Genomic DNA, 17,205 nt, shown 5'->3' with positions numbered 1-17,205 from the left:
TTGGGGTACGCAATGCATCACCCGCTGCCCCAACCCGCGCGCTGACCGCGCTGCGGGCCGCTGGACACGGCCACCCCACACGCTGCCATGCGACCTATGATGTAGGAAACACACTCGCAATAGAGGTCAGCCATGGAGAACCGGGATGTGTTGGGAACGGGCCGGCGCGAGGCCGTCCGGCGCGTAGCTTACAGTCTTGCCGATAGCGGCAGGTATCCCTACTGGCAAGCGCTTCAGGATGTCTTAAGGACCCGTTACGGCGTGCTCGAAACGCGTCATTTGCTCAATGATCCAATAGTGCGCGCCAACATCGATCAGCGGTGTACCGCGGCACGGAAGAAATCTTCGCCGCACAACGGCGCGTGAGCATGCACAGGCAGAGCCCAACGCTGGTGCTACACCGGAGACAGTCGAAAGACGTATTGCATCGCGCCGGTCGTGATCACGCGGGCGCAGGACCCGATGCGACGCCGATGAACCGATAACAGATCAAGCAACAGCCAGAAAGCAAAAAGGCGAGAAAGCGCCAATCAAGCCGCTATCTCGCCAACCAACGTCAGCAGGAAAACAGAAAAAATTACTGCGCGCCCGCAACCCAGCTATCAACCCGATCGCCGTGCGCGGCAATCCAGGCGTCGGCCGCTGCAACCGGTTTGGTGCCATTCTCGGTGGCGAGCATCACGCTATCGATCTCGCCCGGCTTCCACTGGAACTTCTTGAGAAATGCCACTACAGGCGCAGCCTTGGTCTCAAGCTGAGGGTTGACCACGTTATCGACGTGCTCGGCCTCACCAAACACTTTCTTGGGGTCGTCAAGGAACTTGAGCTTCCACTTGGCGAACATCCAGTGGGGCGCCCAACCCGTCACAACCACGGGTTTGCTCGCATTCATCTGGCGCGCCAGTTCAGCCGTCATCGCGCTGCCCGAGCTCGGCATCAGTTGCAGGCTAAGGTTATAAGCCTTGATTGCCTCGTCGGTTTTCTTCATCACGCCCGCGCCGGCATCGATCCCTACGATCCGGTCGTTGAAATCAGCCTTGTGCGCTTCGAGATCGGCAACGGTCTTCTCCGGCACGCTTGCCGGCACGATCAGACCGATCTTTGCATCCGGGAAATTGACGCCAAGGTCCGTCACCTTCCCCTTGAACTGCTCCCAATAGGCGCCCTGCGTCACCGGCAACCATGCCGACAACGTCGCGTCCAGATCGCCACGCGCCACGCCCTGCCACATCACGCCCGCCGCCACCGGCACGAGTTGCACCGGATAGCCAAGCCGTTTCTCGATGATGCGGGCCGCCACGTTCGAGGTCGCCACGCTGTCGTCCCAACCTTCGACATAACCAATCTTGATCGTGGGTTTGGTGTCGGCAGTCGCAGTGACCGTCGCACTCATCGTCGCAATCAGCGCGGTGCCCACGGCACTGCACAGCAACAGCTTTTTGAAGCCTTTCATGACTGATCTCCTTGATTGCCGCAGTTGCGGTATGTATCCAGCATCACCAGCCAGAAATCGCAGGTGAGTACGCTTTACGACATCCGCTTGTCGAAAAACGACCGCTTATGGCGCGGCTTGTCTGATCATTTATCCACCACCAGATCCGAGAGCGGCTTGCTGCAACAGAGCAGCACCATTCCCTGATCGATTTCACGCTGGCGGATTCCGCCGTTGTGCTTCATCTCGACCTGTCCGGATACGAGCTTCACCTTGCAGGTGCCGCACATACCCTGCGTACACGATGCCGGCAGCCGCACGCCCGCCTGGCGCGCCGCGTCGAGCACATGCTGTTCCGTGCCACACGTGATCTCACGATTGCTGCGCGCAAAGCTTATGGAAAAAGCCGGGGCGGAGCCGTTCTGTGCGGGCAACTCGATCGGGTCGACAAGCGGCGTCGCTTCGGTCAGCGTTTCGAACGAAAAGCTTTCCTCGTGATACTGCCTGCGATCGAAACCGGCTTCATCGAGCAGATCTCTCACGGCCTTCATGTACGGCGCAGGACCGCACGTGAACACCTCGCGCTCCATGAAGTCAGGCGCGATCAGCCTGAGAAGCGGCAGCGTCAGAAAGCCCGTTACGCCTGGCCAGTTCGTGCGTGATCCCACGCGTTCGCAGACAAACGATGTCCTGAACCGCTCCTGGTTCGACGCAATCAGATCGAGTTCGCGCGAGAAGATAATGTCGTCCGGCGTGCGGGCGCTGTGCACGAAGACGATGTCGCGGTCCTCGCTCAACTCGTGATGGGCGCGGCTCATCGACATCAGCGGCGTGATGCCGGAGCCCGCCGACAAAAACAGATACTTGCGCGTCGGATGCCGTGCACAGGTGAACTCACCCGCCGGACCGAGCACGCGCACGTTGTGGCCGGCCTGCAGGTTGTCGTGCAGCCAGTTCGACACCTTGCCGCCCGGCACACGCTTTACCGTGATGGAGATCGTATGCGGCCGCGTGGGTGACGACGAAATCGTGTAGCAGCGGTTGATCCGCTCGCCGTCGATCTCGAGTTCGAGCGTCACGAACTGTCCGGGCTCGAACACGAACGCGCGACCTTGCTGCGACCGGAAGAAAAAGCTCTTCACGTCGTGCGTTTCCTGCCGCACCTGACAGCAGATGAGCGTCTCTTCGTCATCGCTCGTCCAGCGCCCCGGCAGCGCGTGCCAGAATTCCGGCCTCGTCAGCCGGCTTGCCACGGGGTCGAAGTTGTCCGTATCCCGCATCATTGTCCACTCCACTTGCCGCGAGGCTTCCGGTCGGTTGTCGATTGATTCGTCAGTTGTCGATCTGCGCAGCGAGCCGGCTCATGTACCAGTCGCTGAACTTCTCCACCAGCCCTTCGGTGAAGGGCGAGTACGGACCCGGCTCGTATGCGCTGCTCGTGGCGCCGAGCTGCGAATATTCCACCAGCGCGCGGTCCTGATCGTTGGTCGCATTCCACACGGCGGTCAGGTTCTTGACGTCGTAGTCGATGCCCTCTTTCGCGTCCTTGTGCACGAGCCATTTCGTGCGCACGAGCGTTTCGCCCGCAGACAGCGGAATCACCGAAAACGTCACGACGTGATCGCTCATGAAGTGATGCCATGAATTAGGCTGCGTCCAGAACGACAGGCCGCCGAGGTCAGCCTGCCTGAACTCGCCGAGCAGCTTCTTCGATGCCACTTTCGCATCGAGCGTCTGCGATTCGCCGCTGCGGTCGAGCGGCAGGCGCTGTGTGCGGAAGCCGGTCACATCCAGCAGGCGGTCGACTTCGACCGAAGGCAGATCCATCGCTTCCCATTGCTCGGTGCGCTCGATACAGGTGCGCTCGAACGCTGCCATGCCTTCCGCGTTTGCCGGCGACGGCTGGTAGCCGAAGCCGTACTCGTAAAGCGAAATCGTCAGCTCGGGATGGTTCGCGACGCAGTGATAGCACTCGCGATTGTTTTCCATCGTGAGTTTCCAGTTGCCCTTTTCGATGAGATCGACCGAAGCCGCGATCTTGAGGTTCGGCAGATCGTGCGGCAACAGGTACGGCTCCATCGCAGCGCGCATCATGTCGAAATCGACGGGGGGCTCTTCCGCGAGGCAGATAAAGACGAGTCCCGCCAGGCTCTGCACATGCACCGACTTCAGGCTGTGCTTGCAGCGATCGAACTGCTCACCCATGTGCTCGGCGAACATCAGCTGGCCGGTCAGGTTGTAGGTCCAGCTGTGATACGGGCACACGATGTTGCCGACCGAACCCTTGTCCTCATTGCACAGCCTCGCACCGCGATGGCGGCAGACGTTATGAAAGGCGCGAACTTCCATATCGTCGTCGCGGACGATCAGGATCGAATCGCGGCCCAGCTCGACGGTCGTGTAATCGCCCGGCTCGGGAATATCCGGCTCGACCGCGACCTGAATCCAGTGCTTGCGGAAAATCGCTTCCATGTCGAGCGCGAAGATTTCGTCGCTCGTGTAAAACGGCGCTTCGAGGCTATAACCTTTCTTGCGCCGATCGACCAGCGCGCGAATGTCTGCCGATACTTTCATCGTTCTGCTCCGGAATGCGTGAGGGCCGTTATGTGCGGCGCAAAATCAGTAATCGATGAGTTGATGCTCGCGCAAATAGCCGAGTATCACTTGTGCTTTTTCGACCGAAGTCCCTTCAATTACGACGCTTCCGCCGCGGCTCTCGGTGGTCGTCGCGGACAGCATCCGCGCGTGGCCGGAACGCTTCTCGGCGGCGGCGAGCCGGACCGGCTTGCGCTGGGCCGCGGCTACGGTCCATTGCGCCGCATCGGCGTGTTCGCGCCGCGGGACGTGTTGCGTATCGATGGAGCCGGCGCGCAGGCGCGCGTAGGCGTAGTGCGGCGTCACGGCCGCCAGCGGGTGCACGGCCACCACGGCGGGCAACGAAGCCTGCACCCGGCGGCGCACGCCCTTCGGCAGGAACTGCCGCACCGTCACCTTGCCGCCGGCGACAGATGCATCGACAGCCGACCCGAGCAGCGGGTAGCCGAGCGCGTCGGCAAGCTGGTACGGGAGCATGCCGCTGTCGTAGGCCCCTTCGGCACAGGTACCGGTCAAGACGAGGTCGTAACCCCGGACGCGGACTGCAAGCGCCGCGACAGCGTCACCATCGGCGCCGCACGTGAGCACCTCGACACGGGGAGCGCCCAGCGCCAGATAGTCCTCGAGCGCAGGATTCGCAGGGTCGCCTGCATGCAGCACGTCGAGCGTGGCGCCGTGTTCCTTTGCAAGCGCGAGGCCGGTTTCGAGCGCGGCAGCGTCATTCCGGCTATAGCGCGCGACGCCGCTCACCGGGTGACGCCCCACCGAAACCAGCACGGCAATCCGTTCGAGCTTTCCGTTCATGCTGCGACTCCTTCTACAGCGGTCGTAACCGCGGACACCGCGGCCCGCGAATCCGGCGAGCGTGCACGCGCGACCTCGTCGATCAGCGACGAGATCGTCGCCTGCGTATCCGCGATGATCGTCAGGTTCGCGCGCTTGACGATCGGCGCGCTGCCGTCCAGATTCACCGCGATCACGTGACGACAATCCTTGATGCCCTGCAGATGCTGAACCGCGCCTGAAATGCCGAACGCGATATAGACGCTCGCCTCGACGGTTTTGCCGGTCGCACCGATCTGCTTGTCACGCGTGAACATGCCGTTATCGACCGCAACACGGCTTGCCCCGATCGCCGCACCGAAAGCCCCTGCCAGACGCTCGAACGCGCCGACATCGGTTATGCCGTTGCCGGCGGAGACAATGAAATCGGCTTCTTCGAGCGCGACCTGGGCCGCGTCGATCTCTTCAATGCCGAGGTCGAGATACGTGGAGCCGTGTGCGTCGTCCGTGGCCATACCGGGCATTTCGATACGTTCTCCCGCGCCTGCGAACGGCAAACGCGTGTCCACAGCGCCCGGCGCGAGCAGTATCAGGTCCGGCAACGCCCGCGTTGCAAACGACTTCCTGGCGTGGATGTACACACTGACATGCGCCGGGTCGATCTCCACCACATGGGTCGCCACGCTCGCACCGGCATACGCGGCATAGCGGCGGCCGAGATCGCCATCGCCGGTCGCGTTGTCGGGCATGAGGATGTGTGCCGGTGCGAACTGTGCGACACAGGCGGCCAGCGTCTGCAGTTCGCTTTCGGGCGCAAACATCCGGCGATCGAAGGCAGGCAACTCGATCACGCTGTCAGCGCCTAGCGCCGCGGCGTCGTCTTTCATCTCGCCAAAGACGAGCAGCGCGACCTGCGTCTGCGCGTCGGCAATCAACGCGGCAGCCGCGATGGTCTGGCGTGCATGTTCGTCGAGCGAACCGCGATCGCTGTGCGCTGCGACGAGGATCGTGCGCGAGGGAGCCAGCGTCGTACGACGCGGCTTCGCAGCGCTGCCGTGCGCGGCGCGCGGCGCGTCGCCGCCCGTCATCGCACCGGCTTCAGCTACAGCGCCCAGCGTGATGCGCCGCAGGCCCCCGGCTGTGATCGTGTAAGGTCGGCGCGGATCGATACGTTTGATCGTGTTCATCGCTTCACTCCAGCGCGGCTGCAACGAGTTCGGCCACATCGAGCACTTCCGGACGCGGTCCCACGACGCCTTCCAGCATCGCCGTGCAATTCGGGCAACCCACGGCGACCACATCGGCGCCGATCGCGCGGGCGTCGTTGATGCGGATATCCGGGATGCGCTGCTTGCCGGGAATATCGGTCAGCGGCGCGCCGCCGCCACCGCCGCAGCACCGGCCACGCTTGCCATGCCGTTCCATTTCGACGATCTGGATACCGATCGAGCGCAGCAGCTTGCGCGGCGCTTCCGTCTCGCCGTTGTAGCGGCCCAGGTAGCAGGGATCGTGATAGGTGATCTTCTGCTCACGCAGGGCTTCGTTCGCCTTCGGCGTCACCTTGCCCGCCGCGACGAGCTCCGCGACGAACGTCGTGTGATGCAGCACGTCGAAACGTCCGCCCAAGGCGCGATATTCGTTGCGCAGGCTGTGCATCACGTGCGGGTCCGCCGTCACGATGCGCCTGAACGAGAGGGCGGAAAGCGTGCCGGTCAACTGCTTCGCAAGGCGCTGGAAGGTGGCTTCGTCACCCAGACGGCGGGCCACGTCGCCCGTATCCGTCTCGATGCCGCCGAGCACGGCGTAGTCGACGCCGGCCTTGTTCAGCACTTTGACCAGCGCGCGCAAGGTGCGTTGATAGCGCATGTCGAAAGCGCCTTCGCCGGCGACAAGCAGCACGTCGACAGGCTTGCCCGGCTGTGCGACCGGCGCGTTCAGATCGACGGCCCAGTCGTAGCGGCCGGCCTTGTCGTAGCCTCCGGCCGTGCCGGTTTCGCGCAGATTCGCCAGCACTTCAGGGCCTTTGCCCGGCACCATGCCGTGCACGAGCGTCTGATTCCGGCGCATATCGACGATTGCATCGACATGTTCGATCAACATCGGGCACTCCTGAACACAGGCCCGGCACGTCGTGCACGACCAGAGCGTGTCTGCCTCGATCAGGCTCGATACGATCGGGCGTTGCGGATCGCCGCCATGCTGCCCCACCGGAAAACCCGGCGTGGGACTGCCGGCATACGCGGCATCGGTGCCGCCGACCATCCCGGTGACGAGATCCTGAATCAGCTTCTTCGGATTGAGCGGCTGCCCGGCGGCGAACGCGGGACACGCTGCTTCGCACTTGCCGCACTGCACGCAGGCGTCAAAGCTCAGCAACTGGTTCCAGAGAAACTCGACGGGCTTGCCGACACCATATTCGTTCTGATCGAGCACAGGCGTCTTGAGTGCGGTCGGCGGGACGGCATCGGCGGCACGCACATCGCCGTAGCCCGCAAAACGCTCCTGACGCGGATGAAACGCCAGATGCAGGAGGCCAGCCAGCGCGTGCTTCATCGGGCCGCCACGTGCGGCGCCGACCGTCATCGCGAATGCGCCCACTGCGATCAGGGCGGCAAAGATGACCGCGAGTCCACCGGACATCGCCGATGCCGGCACCAGCACGAACAGCAACAGCCCGAGCGCGAACGAACCGAGCAGCCACGGCAACGTGTCCCACGGACCGCGCGACAGTCTTGCAGGCACCGTCCTGGCACCATGCCGGCGACGCCAGACGAACACCGCGCCTGTCAGCATCACCAGCGCAGCAACAAAGATCACACGATCGAGCCATGGCGAATAGATCGCCAGTCCGTAGTTGACGAACACGAGTGCGAACGCCGCGATTGCACCGCCCGCCGTCGCGACGTGCGTCTTCGCAATGTACGGATCGCGGGCCACGACGTGGTGCAAATCGACGAAATAGCGCTTCGGGATGGTCAGCAGGTGGGTCCAGCCGAACGCGCCCGCTGCGGTCGCACGGCCGAGCCGCCAGTACGACGCCCGGCGCGCGAGGGCGAACGCAAGACCGGCGACCGATACCCACAGCAATGCGGTGATGAGAAACGCCGGGCTCATCGTCAAAAGTCCTTGCAAAGACGCAGCGCGTCGTAGATCGCGCCGTGAATGTTATGCATCGAGATGCAGTCGCCAACCCGGAACAGCAGGAAGCGGCCGTTGCCCAGTTCCTCGGACAGCGACGGCTGTGGCTCCGCCGCGAACAGCTTGTGCACATCGACCTGGCCGCGGTTCACCGATTCCGGCTTGAGCTTCCAGTACAACGCGTCGTTGGGCGTGCTGCCGTTTTCGATCACCACCTGATCGACGGCCCGCTCTTCCTGTTCCTCGGTGTATTCGTTGCGCAGCACGGCGATCTTCTTGCCATCCTCTTCGTAGACGCGATCGAGCCAGTAGTTCGGCGTGTGGATCACGCCTTGCGCATAGAGGCGTCGATAGAAGATCGGGAAGGTCGTGCCGCCGACGTCGTCGGCCACTTTCACATCCGGCGTGACGATTTCGACCTTCGAGCCGCGGCTGGAAATGAAGTCCGCTACGCCGGCGCCCGCATGCGTGCTGACCCCGTCATAAACCAGCACGTTCTGCTTTGGCTCGACGCGACCGGCGAGGATGTCCCATGAACTGACGGCGAGCCCTTCGTCGACGCCCCATGCCGGCACCTGTTGCGTGAAGCTCGAGCCGCCGGTTGCCAGCACGATGATGTCCGGCTGTTCCGCGAGGATCATCTTCTCGTCGGCTTCGACGCCGAGACGCCGGTCCACGCCGAGGCGCTTCGTTTCCATATCGAACCAGCGGACGATGCCCGCCATCTGCTCACGCTGCGGCGCTTTCGCCGCGAGCATGATCTGGCCGCCAACAGCATCGGCCTTTTCGAACAGCACGACCTCATGACCACGCGAACGCGCGACGCGTGCCGCCTCCAGACCGGCAGGACCCGCGCCGACGACCACCACCTTGCGGCGCGGCCCGCGTGTCTTCTCAATCACGTGCGGCATCGTCGCTTCACGCGAGGTGGCGGCGTTCTGCACGCACAGCACATCCAGGCCGTTGTACTGGCGGTCGATGCAATAGTTGGCGCCGACGCATTGTTTGATTTCATCTTCACGGCCGTCGCGGATCTTGATGACCATATGCGGGTCAGCGATCTGCGCACGCGTCATGCCCACGAGGTCGACCATGCCGTTGGCGAGCAGACGTTCGGCTTGCCCGGCATCGCGGATACTTTGCGCATGCATCACCGGTACCTTGACGACCGCTTTGATGCCTGCTGCCAGATGCACGAAGGGTTCAGGCGGCAATGCCATCGGCGGCATGCAGTTCGCGAGCGTATTGTGCGTATCCGCGCCGGAGCCGATCACACCGAGGTAGTCGATCAGGCCGGATTCGGACATCGCCTGCGCGATCTCCTTCAGCTGCTCGTGATCCAGACCATCTTCGTGAAATTCGTCGCCGCACATGCGCAGGCCGACGCAGAAATCCGGGCCGACCGCTTCACGCACGGCCTTGAGCACTTCCACGCCAAAGCGCAGACGGTTCTCGAGCGAGCCGCCCCATTCGTCAGTGCGAAAGTTCGTGCGCGGGCTCCAGAACTGATCGATCAGATGCTGGTGCGCGGCGGAAATCTCGATGCCGTCCATGCCGGCCTGTTGCACGCGTTTCGCGGCTGCCGCGAAATCGCTGATGATGCGGCGGATTTCCTCGACCTCGATGATCTTCGCGTTGCCGCGGTGTACCGGCTCGCGCACACCGGACGGCGTCATCAGATGCGGCCAGTGCTCGCCATGGAACGCCGAGCGGCGGCCCATGTGCGTCGCCTGGATCATGATCTTCGCGCCGTGACGATGCATGGCTTCAGCCAGCCGCCCAAGCGGATCGACGATCCGGTCCGTCGACAGATTCACCGACTTCCACCATCCCTGCGGACTGTCGATCGACACCGGGCTGGAGCCGCCGCACACGGCGAGCCCCACGCCCCCCTTGGCCTTTTCCTCGTAGTAACGGATATAGCGGTCGCCGGGCAGACCGCCCGGTTCGGCATAAACCTCGGCATGCGCCGTGCTGACGATGCGGTTGCGCAACGTGAGCTTGTTCAGCGTCAAGGGTTTGAACAGATTCGGATAACGCATCGCGGACGACCTCGGACGGTGTTCGGTTAGGCCTGGTTTATTGAGCGACGGGCGACACTTCGAACACGCAATGGTCGTGACCTTCCGCTGCGCATTGAACTTCCTTCGACTGCGAGCGCGGTGCGCCCTTGCCGGCTTCGGTGGTGTCGTTCACCCAGTCCATCGCGCCGGCGAACCAGCCCGCGAACATGTAGCAAAGCTTGCCGTGTTTGCCCGGCTGCGCGAGGACAAACGACGAGTGGCGCAGTTCGACACGCGCACGAGCGCTCACCGGATCGGCTTCGATAATCGTGAAAATGCCCCAGCCGCGTTGCGAAAGACGCTTCAGGTAGTGCTCGAATACCGCCATGCCGCTGATGCCGTGCTGCTTCGCTTCCTTGTCGCACCAGTGATAGGCCGACTTGTAACCCGCCTTGTAGAGAATCTCCGCGTAGGCGTCACGCCCGAGCGCCCCTTCGACAGCCGTATGATTATTCGTGAAGAAATGACGCGGGACGTACAGCATCGGCAGTGCGTCGGAGGTCCAGACGCCAGTGTTCGGATCGACGTCGATCGGCAGTTGCGGTTGCATCGCGAGGTAACTCCGTGGGGTGAGTTTCGGTTCGTGCGGGCGCTCATCACGGCGCCCGTCGCGTTTCAATGATTGAGGATCGAGCTTCGGTGCCTATGCGCCCCAGACATCGCGGAACACGCGCACCCAGTTTTCGCCCATGATCTTGCGGATGCGCGTCTCGCTCCAGCCTGCGCGCTGCATGGCCGCGGTCAGGTTCGGGAACTCGCCGATCGTGCGGATGCCTTCCGGATTCACGACCTTGCCGAAGTTCGTCAGACGGCGATAGCGGCCCTTGTCGTGCGTGAGCCAGTCGAAGAAGTCGACGCTGTAGCCCTGCGTGAAATCGGTGCCGATGCCCACCGTGTCCTCGCCGACCAGATTGACGACATAGTCGATGGCTTCGATGTAGTCTTCCACCGTCGCATCGATGCCGCGCTTGAGGAACGGCGCAAACATCGTCACGCCGATGAAGCCGCCGGCGTCGGCGATTTCCTTCAGCTGTTCATCGGACTTGTTGCGCGGATGCTCCTTGAGGCCCGACGGCAGGCAATGCGAATAGCAGACCGGCTTCTTCGAAAACGCGATCGCCTCCGACGACGTATTGCCGCCGACGTGCGACAGATCGACCATGATCCCGACCCGGTTCATTTCGGTGATCACTTCGCGGCCGAAATCCGACAGCCCGCCGTCGCGCTCGTAGCAACCGGTGCCAACGAGGTTCTGCGTGTTGTAGCAAAGCTGCACGACGCGCACGCCCATGTCGGCGAACGCTTCGATGTAGCCGAGGTTGTCCTCGAAGGCATGCGCGTTCTGGAAACCCAGAATCACGCCGGTGCGGTTTTCCTTCTTCGCACGCGCAATGTCTTCGGTGGTGCGCACGAGCGTCAGCAACTCGCTGTTTGCGCGGATCTGCTGCTTCATCAACGCGATGTTGTCGACGGTCTTCGTAAAGCTCTCCCACACCGACACCGTACAGTTCGCCGCGGTGATGCCACCCTTCCTCATGTCCTCGAAGACCGAGCGATCAAATTTCGAAATGTTCAGGCCGTCGATGATGATGCTGTTCTCATGCAGATTGCTCATTCGATGCTCCGTATAGGGTTCTGGCGTGTGGGGTCGCTATAGCTGCGCGCAACGTTCGGCGGTTCGGCGTATCAGTAAATCGGAAAGCGCTCGCACAGCGCGAAAATCTCGCGGCGCACGCGCTGTTCAGTGGCCGCATCCCCGTCCGGGTGGTGGCGCAGCGCATCGAACACTTCGAGGATCAGACGGCCGACCTCGCGGAATTCGCCGACGCCAAAACCGCGCGTCGTACCGGCCGGCGTGCCGAGGCGAATGCCCGACGTGACGGTCGGCTTCTCGGTGTCGAACGGAATGCCGTTCTTGTTGCAGGTGATGCCGGCGCGCTCCAGCGCCTGCTCGACCTGCGTGCCCTTCAGGCCCTTCGGCCGCAGATCGACCAGCAGCAGGTGGTTATCCGTGCCGCCCGTGACGAGATCGACGCCGCCCGCCTTCAGCACCTCGCCGAGCGCCTGTGCGTTGGCCAGCACGTTGTCGATGTAGCTCTTGAAATTGTCCTGAAGCGCCTCGCCGAATGCGACCGCCTTGCCGGCGATCACGTGCATCAGCGGGCCGCCTTGCAGCCCCGGGAACACCGCCGAGTTGATCTTCTTCGCGATGTCTTCGTCGTTGGTCAGCACGAAGCCGCCGCGCGGGCCGCGCAACGTCTTGTGCGTCGTCGATGTCACGACATGCGCATGTTCGACGGGATTCGGATGACGCCCCGCCGCGATCACGCCGGCAATGTGCGCCATATCGACCATCAGCTTCGCGCCCACGCTATCGGCAATGGCGCGGAAGCGCGCGAAATCGAGCACACGCGGGTAAGCGGAGAAACCGGCGATGATCAGAGCCGGCTTGTGCTCATGCGCGAGTGCTTCGATCTGGTCGTAGTCGATGCGCAGCGTTTCGCGATCCACGCCGTACTGAACCGCGTTGAACCATTTGCCCGACAGCGCCGGCTTCGCGCCGTGCGTGAGGTGGCCGCCTGCGTCCAGCGACATGCCCAGCACCGTGTCGCCCGGCTTCGTCAACGCGAGCATCACCGCACCGTTGGCCTGTGCGCCCGAGTGTGGCTGGACGTTCGCATAGCCGGCGTTGAAAAGCTGCTTGATGCGATCGATTGCCAGCGATTCGATCTGGTCGGCGAATTCGCAACCGCCGTAATAACGCTTTCCGGGGTAACCTTCCGCGTATTTGTTGGTCAGCACCGAACCTTGCGCTTCAAGCACCGCGCGCGACACGATGTTTTCCGACGCGATCAGCTCGACCTGCGACTGCTGGCGTTCGAGTTCCTTGAGAAGCGCACTGCGCACCGGCGCATCGCGTTCGGCGAGAGTCTGCGTGAAGAAGGGGTTGGCGTTCGACATGAGAAATCCGTTGGTCATGGAAAGCGTTGCATGCGCGCGGGGCGGGCCTTTTGCGTTGCCTTGAACGGCCTGCCGGCAGCGGTTACCGACGGCTCTATTCTTCTCCCTAGCCCCAAACGCCAATTTACGAATTCAGACGCGTTCTTTGCCTTTTCCGCCATTCAAGTCCGTTTTGGACAAGTGCAAGTTATGGCGCACGACCGTGCTAAACACCCGTTCAACGGCTAACGGACAGCCTGCGACGGGAGCAGCACATCATTTTTCTGCGCGTGCTGCAACGCAGCACGACCGCACTGCATACGTGCGTGTAACGCCCGCCGTTAGTGCCTGACACGCACAGGCAAGGTGCGGTAGACGGAGCTTTCAGGCGGTCACCGAGGCGGGAGCCTGGGGTTTAGCCGTATGGCATGCTTGTTGCGCTCGATCCCAGAATAACCAGCCCGTCCCCCGATACTTCTAGACGGCTGCAACACTACAGAGTCGAAGGAAACATCAGCCCCATGTCGCCCGACCGTACCGCGTCGCTGTCGCACTTCGCGTTCATGCCGCTGCCGAACTTCACGATGATCGCGTTCACGAACGCCATCGAGGTGCTGCGCATGGCGAACTACCTGAGCGGGCAACCGCTTTACCGGTGGTCGATCATCAGCCCGGATGGCGGCCTCGTCACGGCAAGCAACGGACTCAGCGTCGACACCGGCCCGGCCGAATGCGTCGGGCAGCCCGACATCGTGTTCGTGTGCGGCGGCATCGACGTGCAACGCGAAACCACGCCCGCCCATCTGTCGACGCTGCGCCGCTTCGCACGCGCCGGCGTCGCGCTCGGCAGCCTCTGCACCGGCACGTATGCACTGGCGAAGTCGGGTCTGCTGGCCGGCTATGCATGCGCGATCCATTGGGAAAACATGTCGGCGCTCAAAGAGGAGTTTCCCGACACGCGCTTCCTGAAAGAGCTGTTCGTCATCGACCGCGACCGCGTGACCTGCACCGGCGGCGTCGCGCCGCTCGACATGATGCTCAACCTGATTGCTTCGCGCGTCGGCACCCCGCGCGTGACGCAGATCGCCGAACAGTTCATCGTCGAGCACGTGCGCGACAACAGCGCACAGCAGCGCATGCCGCTCGTGGCACGGCTGGGCTCCGCGAACAAGTCGCTGTTCGAAGTCATCTCGCTGATGGAGAACAACATTGAAGAGCCGCTGTCACGCGAAGAACTCGCACGGCTGGCCGGCATGTCGCAACGGCAGCTGCAGCGCCTTTTCCGCGAACATCTCGGCATGACGCCGACGCACTACTACCTGACGCTGCGTCTGCGGCGCGCCCGTGAGCTTTTGCTGCAAACGGACATGTCGATCATGCACATCACCATGGCGTGCGGCTTCCAGTCGGCGTGTCATTTCAGCAAGAGCTATCGCGATGCATTCGGCACGGCGCCGACGCGCGAACGCCGCAAGCAGGTTGCGCCGCTCGCCCATACCCTGACGCCCGCGTTGCACCCGGGCCTCGCCGTGCCAGCCTGACCCTCGGCTTTTTTCCCTTTCATCGCGCCCTTGATCGCTGCGATTGCGGCGATCGGCTGTGTGCGGTACCGTGAGATGAATCGCGGTACCGTGTCCTCGCGCGTTGTGCGCCGGCCAGTACCAATCCGCTTAAAACACCGCATTGCATCATGCGTGCACATGCCGTTCGGGATGGGCCATGGCCGAAAACGATCCGAAGCTATCGATTGCTCCGCAGCAATTCTCCACCGACGTCATGCTCGAGAAGTACGCCAAAGGGGACGAGCAGACCGTCGACGATGTTTATCGACGCGTCGCCCACGGCGTGGCGATGGCGGAGCCTGAGGCGTTGCGCGAGACAATCGAGGTACGCTTCTTCGAGAACTTTCAGCATGGCGCGCTCGGTGCGGGTCGCATCATGAGCGCGGCCGGCAGCGGCATTGCGGCTACGCTGATCAACTGCTTCGTTCAGCCCGTCGGCGACTCGATCCAGGGCGTCGATGAAGCCGGACTGCCGGGCATCTATGTCGCGCTGCTGCAGGCCGCTGAGACGATGCGGCGCGGCGGCGGCGTCGGCTACAACTTCTCCGCCATCCGTCCGAAGGGCGCGCGGGTTCATACCACCAGTTCGTCGGCATCCGGGCCGTGCAGCTATATCGACGTCTTCGACGCGTCGTGCCGCACGGTGGAGAGCGCGGGCTCGCGACGCGGCGCGCAGATGGCGGTGCTCGACTGCGACCACCCTGACCTGCTCGAATTCATCGAAGCGAAGCATTCGAAGGGGCGCTGGAATAACTTCAACGTCTCGGTCGCGGTGAGCGACGAATTCATGCGTGCGGTCGAACAGGATCAACCCTGGCAGCTCGTGCATCGTGCCGAGCCCTCGCCCGCCCTGCGTGCCGCTGGAGATCTGCGGCAACGCGAGGATGGCTACTGGATCTACGCCGAAAAGCCGGCCCGCGCGATCTGGGACACGATCATGCGCTCGACCTACGACGTCGCGGAACCGGGTGTCGTCTTCGTGTCGCGGATGAACGAGGACAATAACCTGCGCGCGATCGAAACCATCCGCGCGACCAATCCGTGCGGCGAACAACCGCTGCCGGCCTATGGATGCTGCAACCTGGGGCCGCTCAACCTCACGCGCTTTGTCCTCGATCCCTTTGCGCAGATGCACGGCGGCAAGCCCTCGTTCGACTGGGATGGACTTGCAGCGCGCACACGCACGCAGGTGCGCTTTCTCGACGATGTGCTGGACGTCACGCTCTGGCCGTTGACCGAACAACTGGACGAAGCCGCCGCCAAGCGACGCATCGGCGTCGGCCTGACCGGTCTTGGCGACACGCTCGTCATGCTGGGCCTTCGCTATGACGCACAGGAAGGCCGCGATTTCGCCACGCGTGTCGCGCGCCTGATGCGCGACGAGGCGTATCGCGCGTCGGTCGAACTCGCGCGTGAGCGTGGCGCATTCCCGCTCTTCGATGCGGCCGGCTATCTGGAAGAAGGCACGTTCGCATCGCGCCTGCCCGACGACATCAAGGATGCGATTCGCCGTCACGGCATCCGTAATAGCCATCTGCTGTCGATCGCGCCGACGGGCACCGTGAGCCTCGCGTTCGCGGACAATGCGTCGAACGGCATCGAGCCGGCGTTTTCCTGGACCTATACGCGGATGAAGATCATGGCGGACGGCAGCCGCCAGTCGTTCGCCGTCGAAGACCACGCGTGGCGTCTCTATCGGGAACTGGGCGGCAATGTCGATGCCCTGCCCGATTACTTCGTCAGCGCGCTGGAGATGTCCGCACGCGACCATCTGGAAATGATGGCGGCCGTGCAGCCGTTCGTCGATACCTCGATTTCGAAGACGGTCAATGTTCCCGCCGATTATCCGTTTGCGGATTTCGAAGGCCTGTATTTCGACGCATGGAAAAGAGGCCTGAAGGGCCTCGCGACCTACCGGCCCAACGATACGCTAGGTGCGGTGCTGAGCGTTTCGCCGGCTGAGCCTGACGAATCGCTCGGCGCGGCTGATCTCGACCCGTTGAGGGTCGCCATCGATCATCGCCCCAGGGGCGAACTGCCGGCAATCATCGAAAAGGTCGAATATCTCACGCAGGCGGGCAAGAAGTCGCTGTACGTCGCCGTGTCGTTCATTGAAGTCACCGGGCGCGTGGGCGGCAAGGAAGTCACGATCGAGCGGCCAATCGAATTCTTTATTCCCGCCGGGCAACGCGACGAATCCCAGCAATGGATCACCGCCACCATGCGTTCGCTGTCACTCGCCGCGCGTGGCGGTTTCGTCGCACGCAATCTGCAGGATCTGCGCAAGGTGTCGTGGGATCGTGGCCAGGTGAGGCTCGGCGAGGTGCAGCGGCTTGACGGCCATCGCACGCCGCGCTGGCATGATTCCGAAGTCGCGGCATTGAGTTACGCGATCCAGCAGATCCTCCACCGGCGCGGCTTTCTCGACTCCGAAGGCAACCAGGTGCCGTCGCGCCTGCTGGCCCGGCTGCCGCGCGGGCCGATGACGGAGGCGGGCCGAACATCCTCGCTGCCGAATGATGCTGGCGACGACGGGTCTTTACAGGAACATGCCGCTCCGGCCGTGGCTCCGACGATGCTCGGCCGGAAATGCGACACGTGCGGAGCAAACGCGGTCATCAGAAAAGACGGCTGCGACTTCTGCACCGCATGCGGAGAAATCGGCGCATGCGGTTAGGGCCTGTTCACGCTA

Annotated in this window: 12 protein-coding genes; 2 read left to right on the top strand and 10 right to left on the bottom strand. The window is 63.1% G+C overall.

Annotated elements, in window-relative coordinates:
* Window positions 1–577 precede the first annotated feature (577 nt).
* The 10 genes from P3T23_RS14080 to P3T23_RS14035 all read right to left on the bottom strand — a co-directional run bounded on the left by P3T23_RS14080 (window position 578) and on the right by P3T23_RS14035 (window position 12,972).
* Window positions 578–1,453: a glycine betaine ABC transporter substrate-binding protein gene (locus tag P3T23_RS14080; protein WP_429316777.1), complete on the bottom strand. Its 876-nt coding sequence runs from the start codon at window positions 1,451–1,453 to the stop codon at window positions 578–580.
* Between the two features lie 125 nt (window positions 1,454–1,578).
* On the bottom strand, window positions 1,579–2,715 hold the full coding sequence (locus tag P3T23_RS14075; RefSeq protein ID WP_429316776.1) for an FAD-binding oxidoreductase: 1,137 nt from the start codon (window positions 2,713–2,715) through the stop codon (window positions 1,579–1,581).
* Window positions 2,716–2,764: 49 nt separating this feature from the next.
* Window positions 2,765–4,006, bottom strand: a complete 1,242-nt coding sequence (locus P3T23_RS14070; protein ID WP_429316775.1) for an aromatic ring-hydroxylating oxygenase subunit alpha — start codon at window positions 4,004–4,006, stop codon at window positions 2,765–2,767.
* A gap of 45 nt (window positions 4,007–4,051) precedes the next feature.
* Window positions 4,052–4,831, bottom strand: a complete 780-nt coding sequence (locus P3T23_RS14065) for an electron transfer flavoprotein subunit beta/FixA family protein (protein WP_429316774.1) — start codon at window positions 4,829–4,831, stop codon at window positions 4,052–4,054.
* Window positions 4,828–5,997, bottom strand: a complete 1,170-nt coding sequence (locus P3T23_RS14060; protein WP_429316773.1) for an electron transfer flavoprotein subunit alpha/FixB family protein — start codon at window positions 5,995–5,997, stop codon at window positions 4,828–4,830. The genes P3T23_RS14065 and P3T23_RS14060 overlap by 4 nt, the downstream gene beginning before the upstream one ends.
* 4 nt (window positions 5,998–6,001) lie before the next feature.
* Complete coding sequence (locus tag P3T23_RS14055; protein ID WP_429316772.1) at window positions 6,002–7,924, bottom strand: (Fe-S)-binding protein; 1,923 nt, start codon at window positions 7,922–7,924, stop codon at window positions 6,002–6,004.
* Window positions 7,925–7,926: 2 nt separating this feature from the next.
* Window positions 7,927–9,990, bottom strand: a complete 2,064-nt coding sequence (locus P3T23_RS14050; protein WP_429316771.1) for an FAD-dependent oxidoreductase — start codon at window positions 9,988–9,990, stop codon at window positions 7,927–7,929.
* 37 nt (window positions 9,991–10,027) lie between these two features.
* Entirely contained in the window at window positions 10,028–10,561 is a 534-nt protein-coding gene (locus P3T23_RS14045; protein WP_429316770.1) for a DUF5943 domain-containing protein, read from the bottom strand.
* Window positions 10,562–10,654: 93 nt separating this feature from the next.
* Window positions 10,655–11,626: a dipeptidase gene (locus tag P3T23_RS14040; protein WP_429316769.1), complete on the bottom strand. Its 972-nt coding sequence runs from the start codon at window positions 11,624–11,626 to the stop codon at window positions 10,655–10,657.
* Between the two features lie 71 nt (window positions 11,627–11,697).
* Window positions 11,698–12,972: a serine hydroxymethyltransferase gene (locus P3T23_RS14035; protein WP_429316768.1), complete on the bottom strand. Its 1,275-nt coding sequence runs from the start codon at window positions 12,970–12,972 to the stop codon at window positions 11,698–11,700.
* A 500-nt stretch (window positions 12,973–13,472) separates the two neighbouring features.
* On the opposite strand from P3T23_RS14035, the gene P3T23_RS14030 reads away from it, so the two are divergent.
* On the top strand, window positions 13,473–14,492 hold the full coding sequence (locus tag P3T23_RS14030; protein ID WP_429316767.1) for a GlxA family transcriptional regulator: 1,020 nt from the start codon (window positions 13,473–13,475) through the stop codon (window positions 14,490–14,492).
* A 178-nt stretch (window positions 14,493–14,670) separates the two neighbouring features.
* Entirely contained in the window at window positions 14,671–17,190 is a 2,520-nt protein-coding gene (locus tag P3T23_RS14025; protein ID WP_429316766.1) for an adenosylcobalamin-dependent ribonucleoside-diphosphate reductase, read from the top strand.
* Window positions 17,191–17,205: the final 15 nt, after the last annotated feature.

It is taken from the genome of Paraburkholderia sp. GAS448 (assembly GCF_050435685.1).
GTDB lineage: Bacteria > Pseudomonadota > Gammaproteobacteria > Burkholderiales > Burkholderiaceae > Paraburkholderia.
This window is presented reverse-complemented; position numbering and strand designations above follow the sequence as displayed.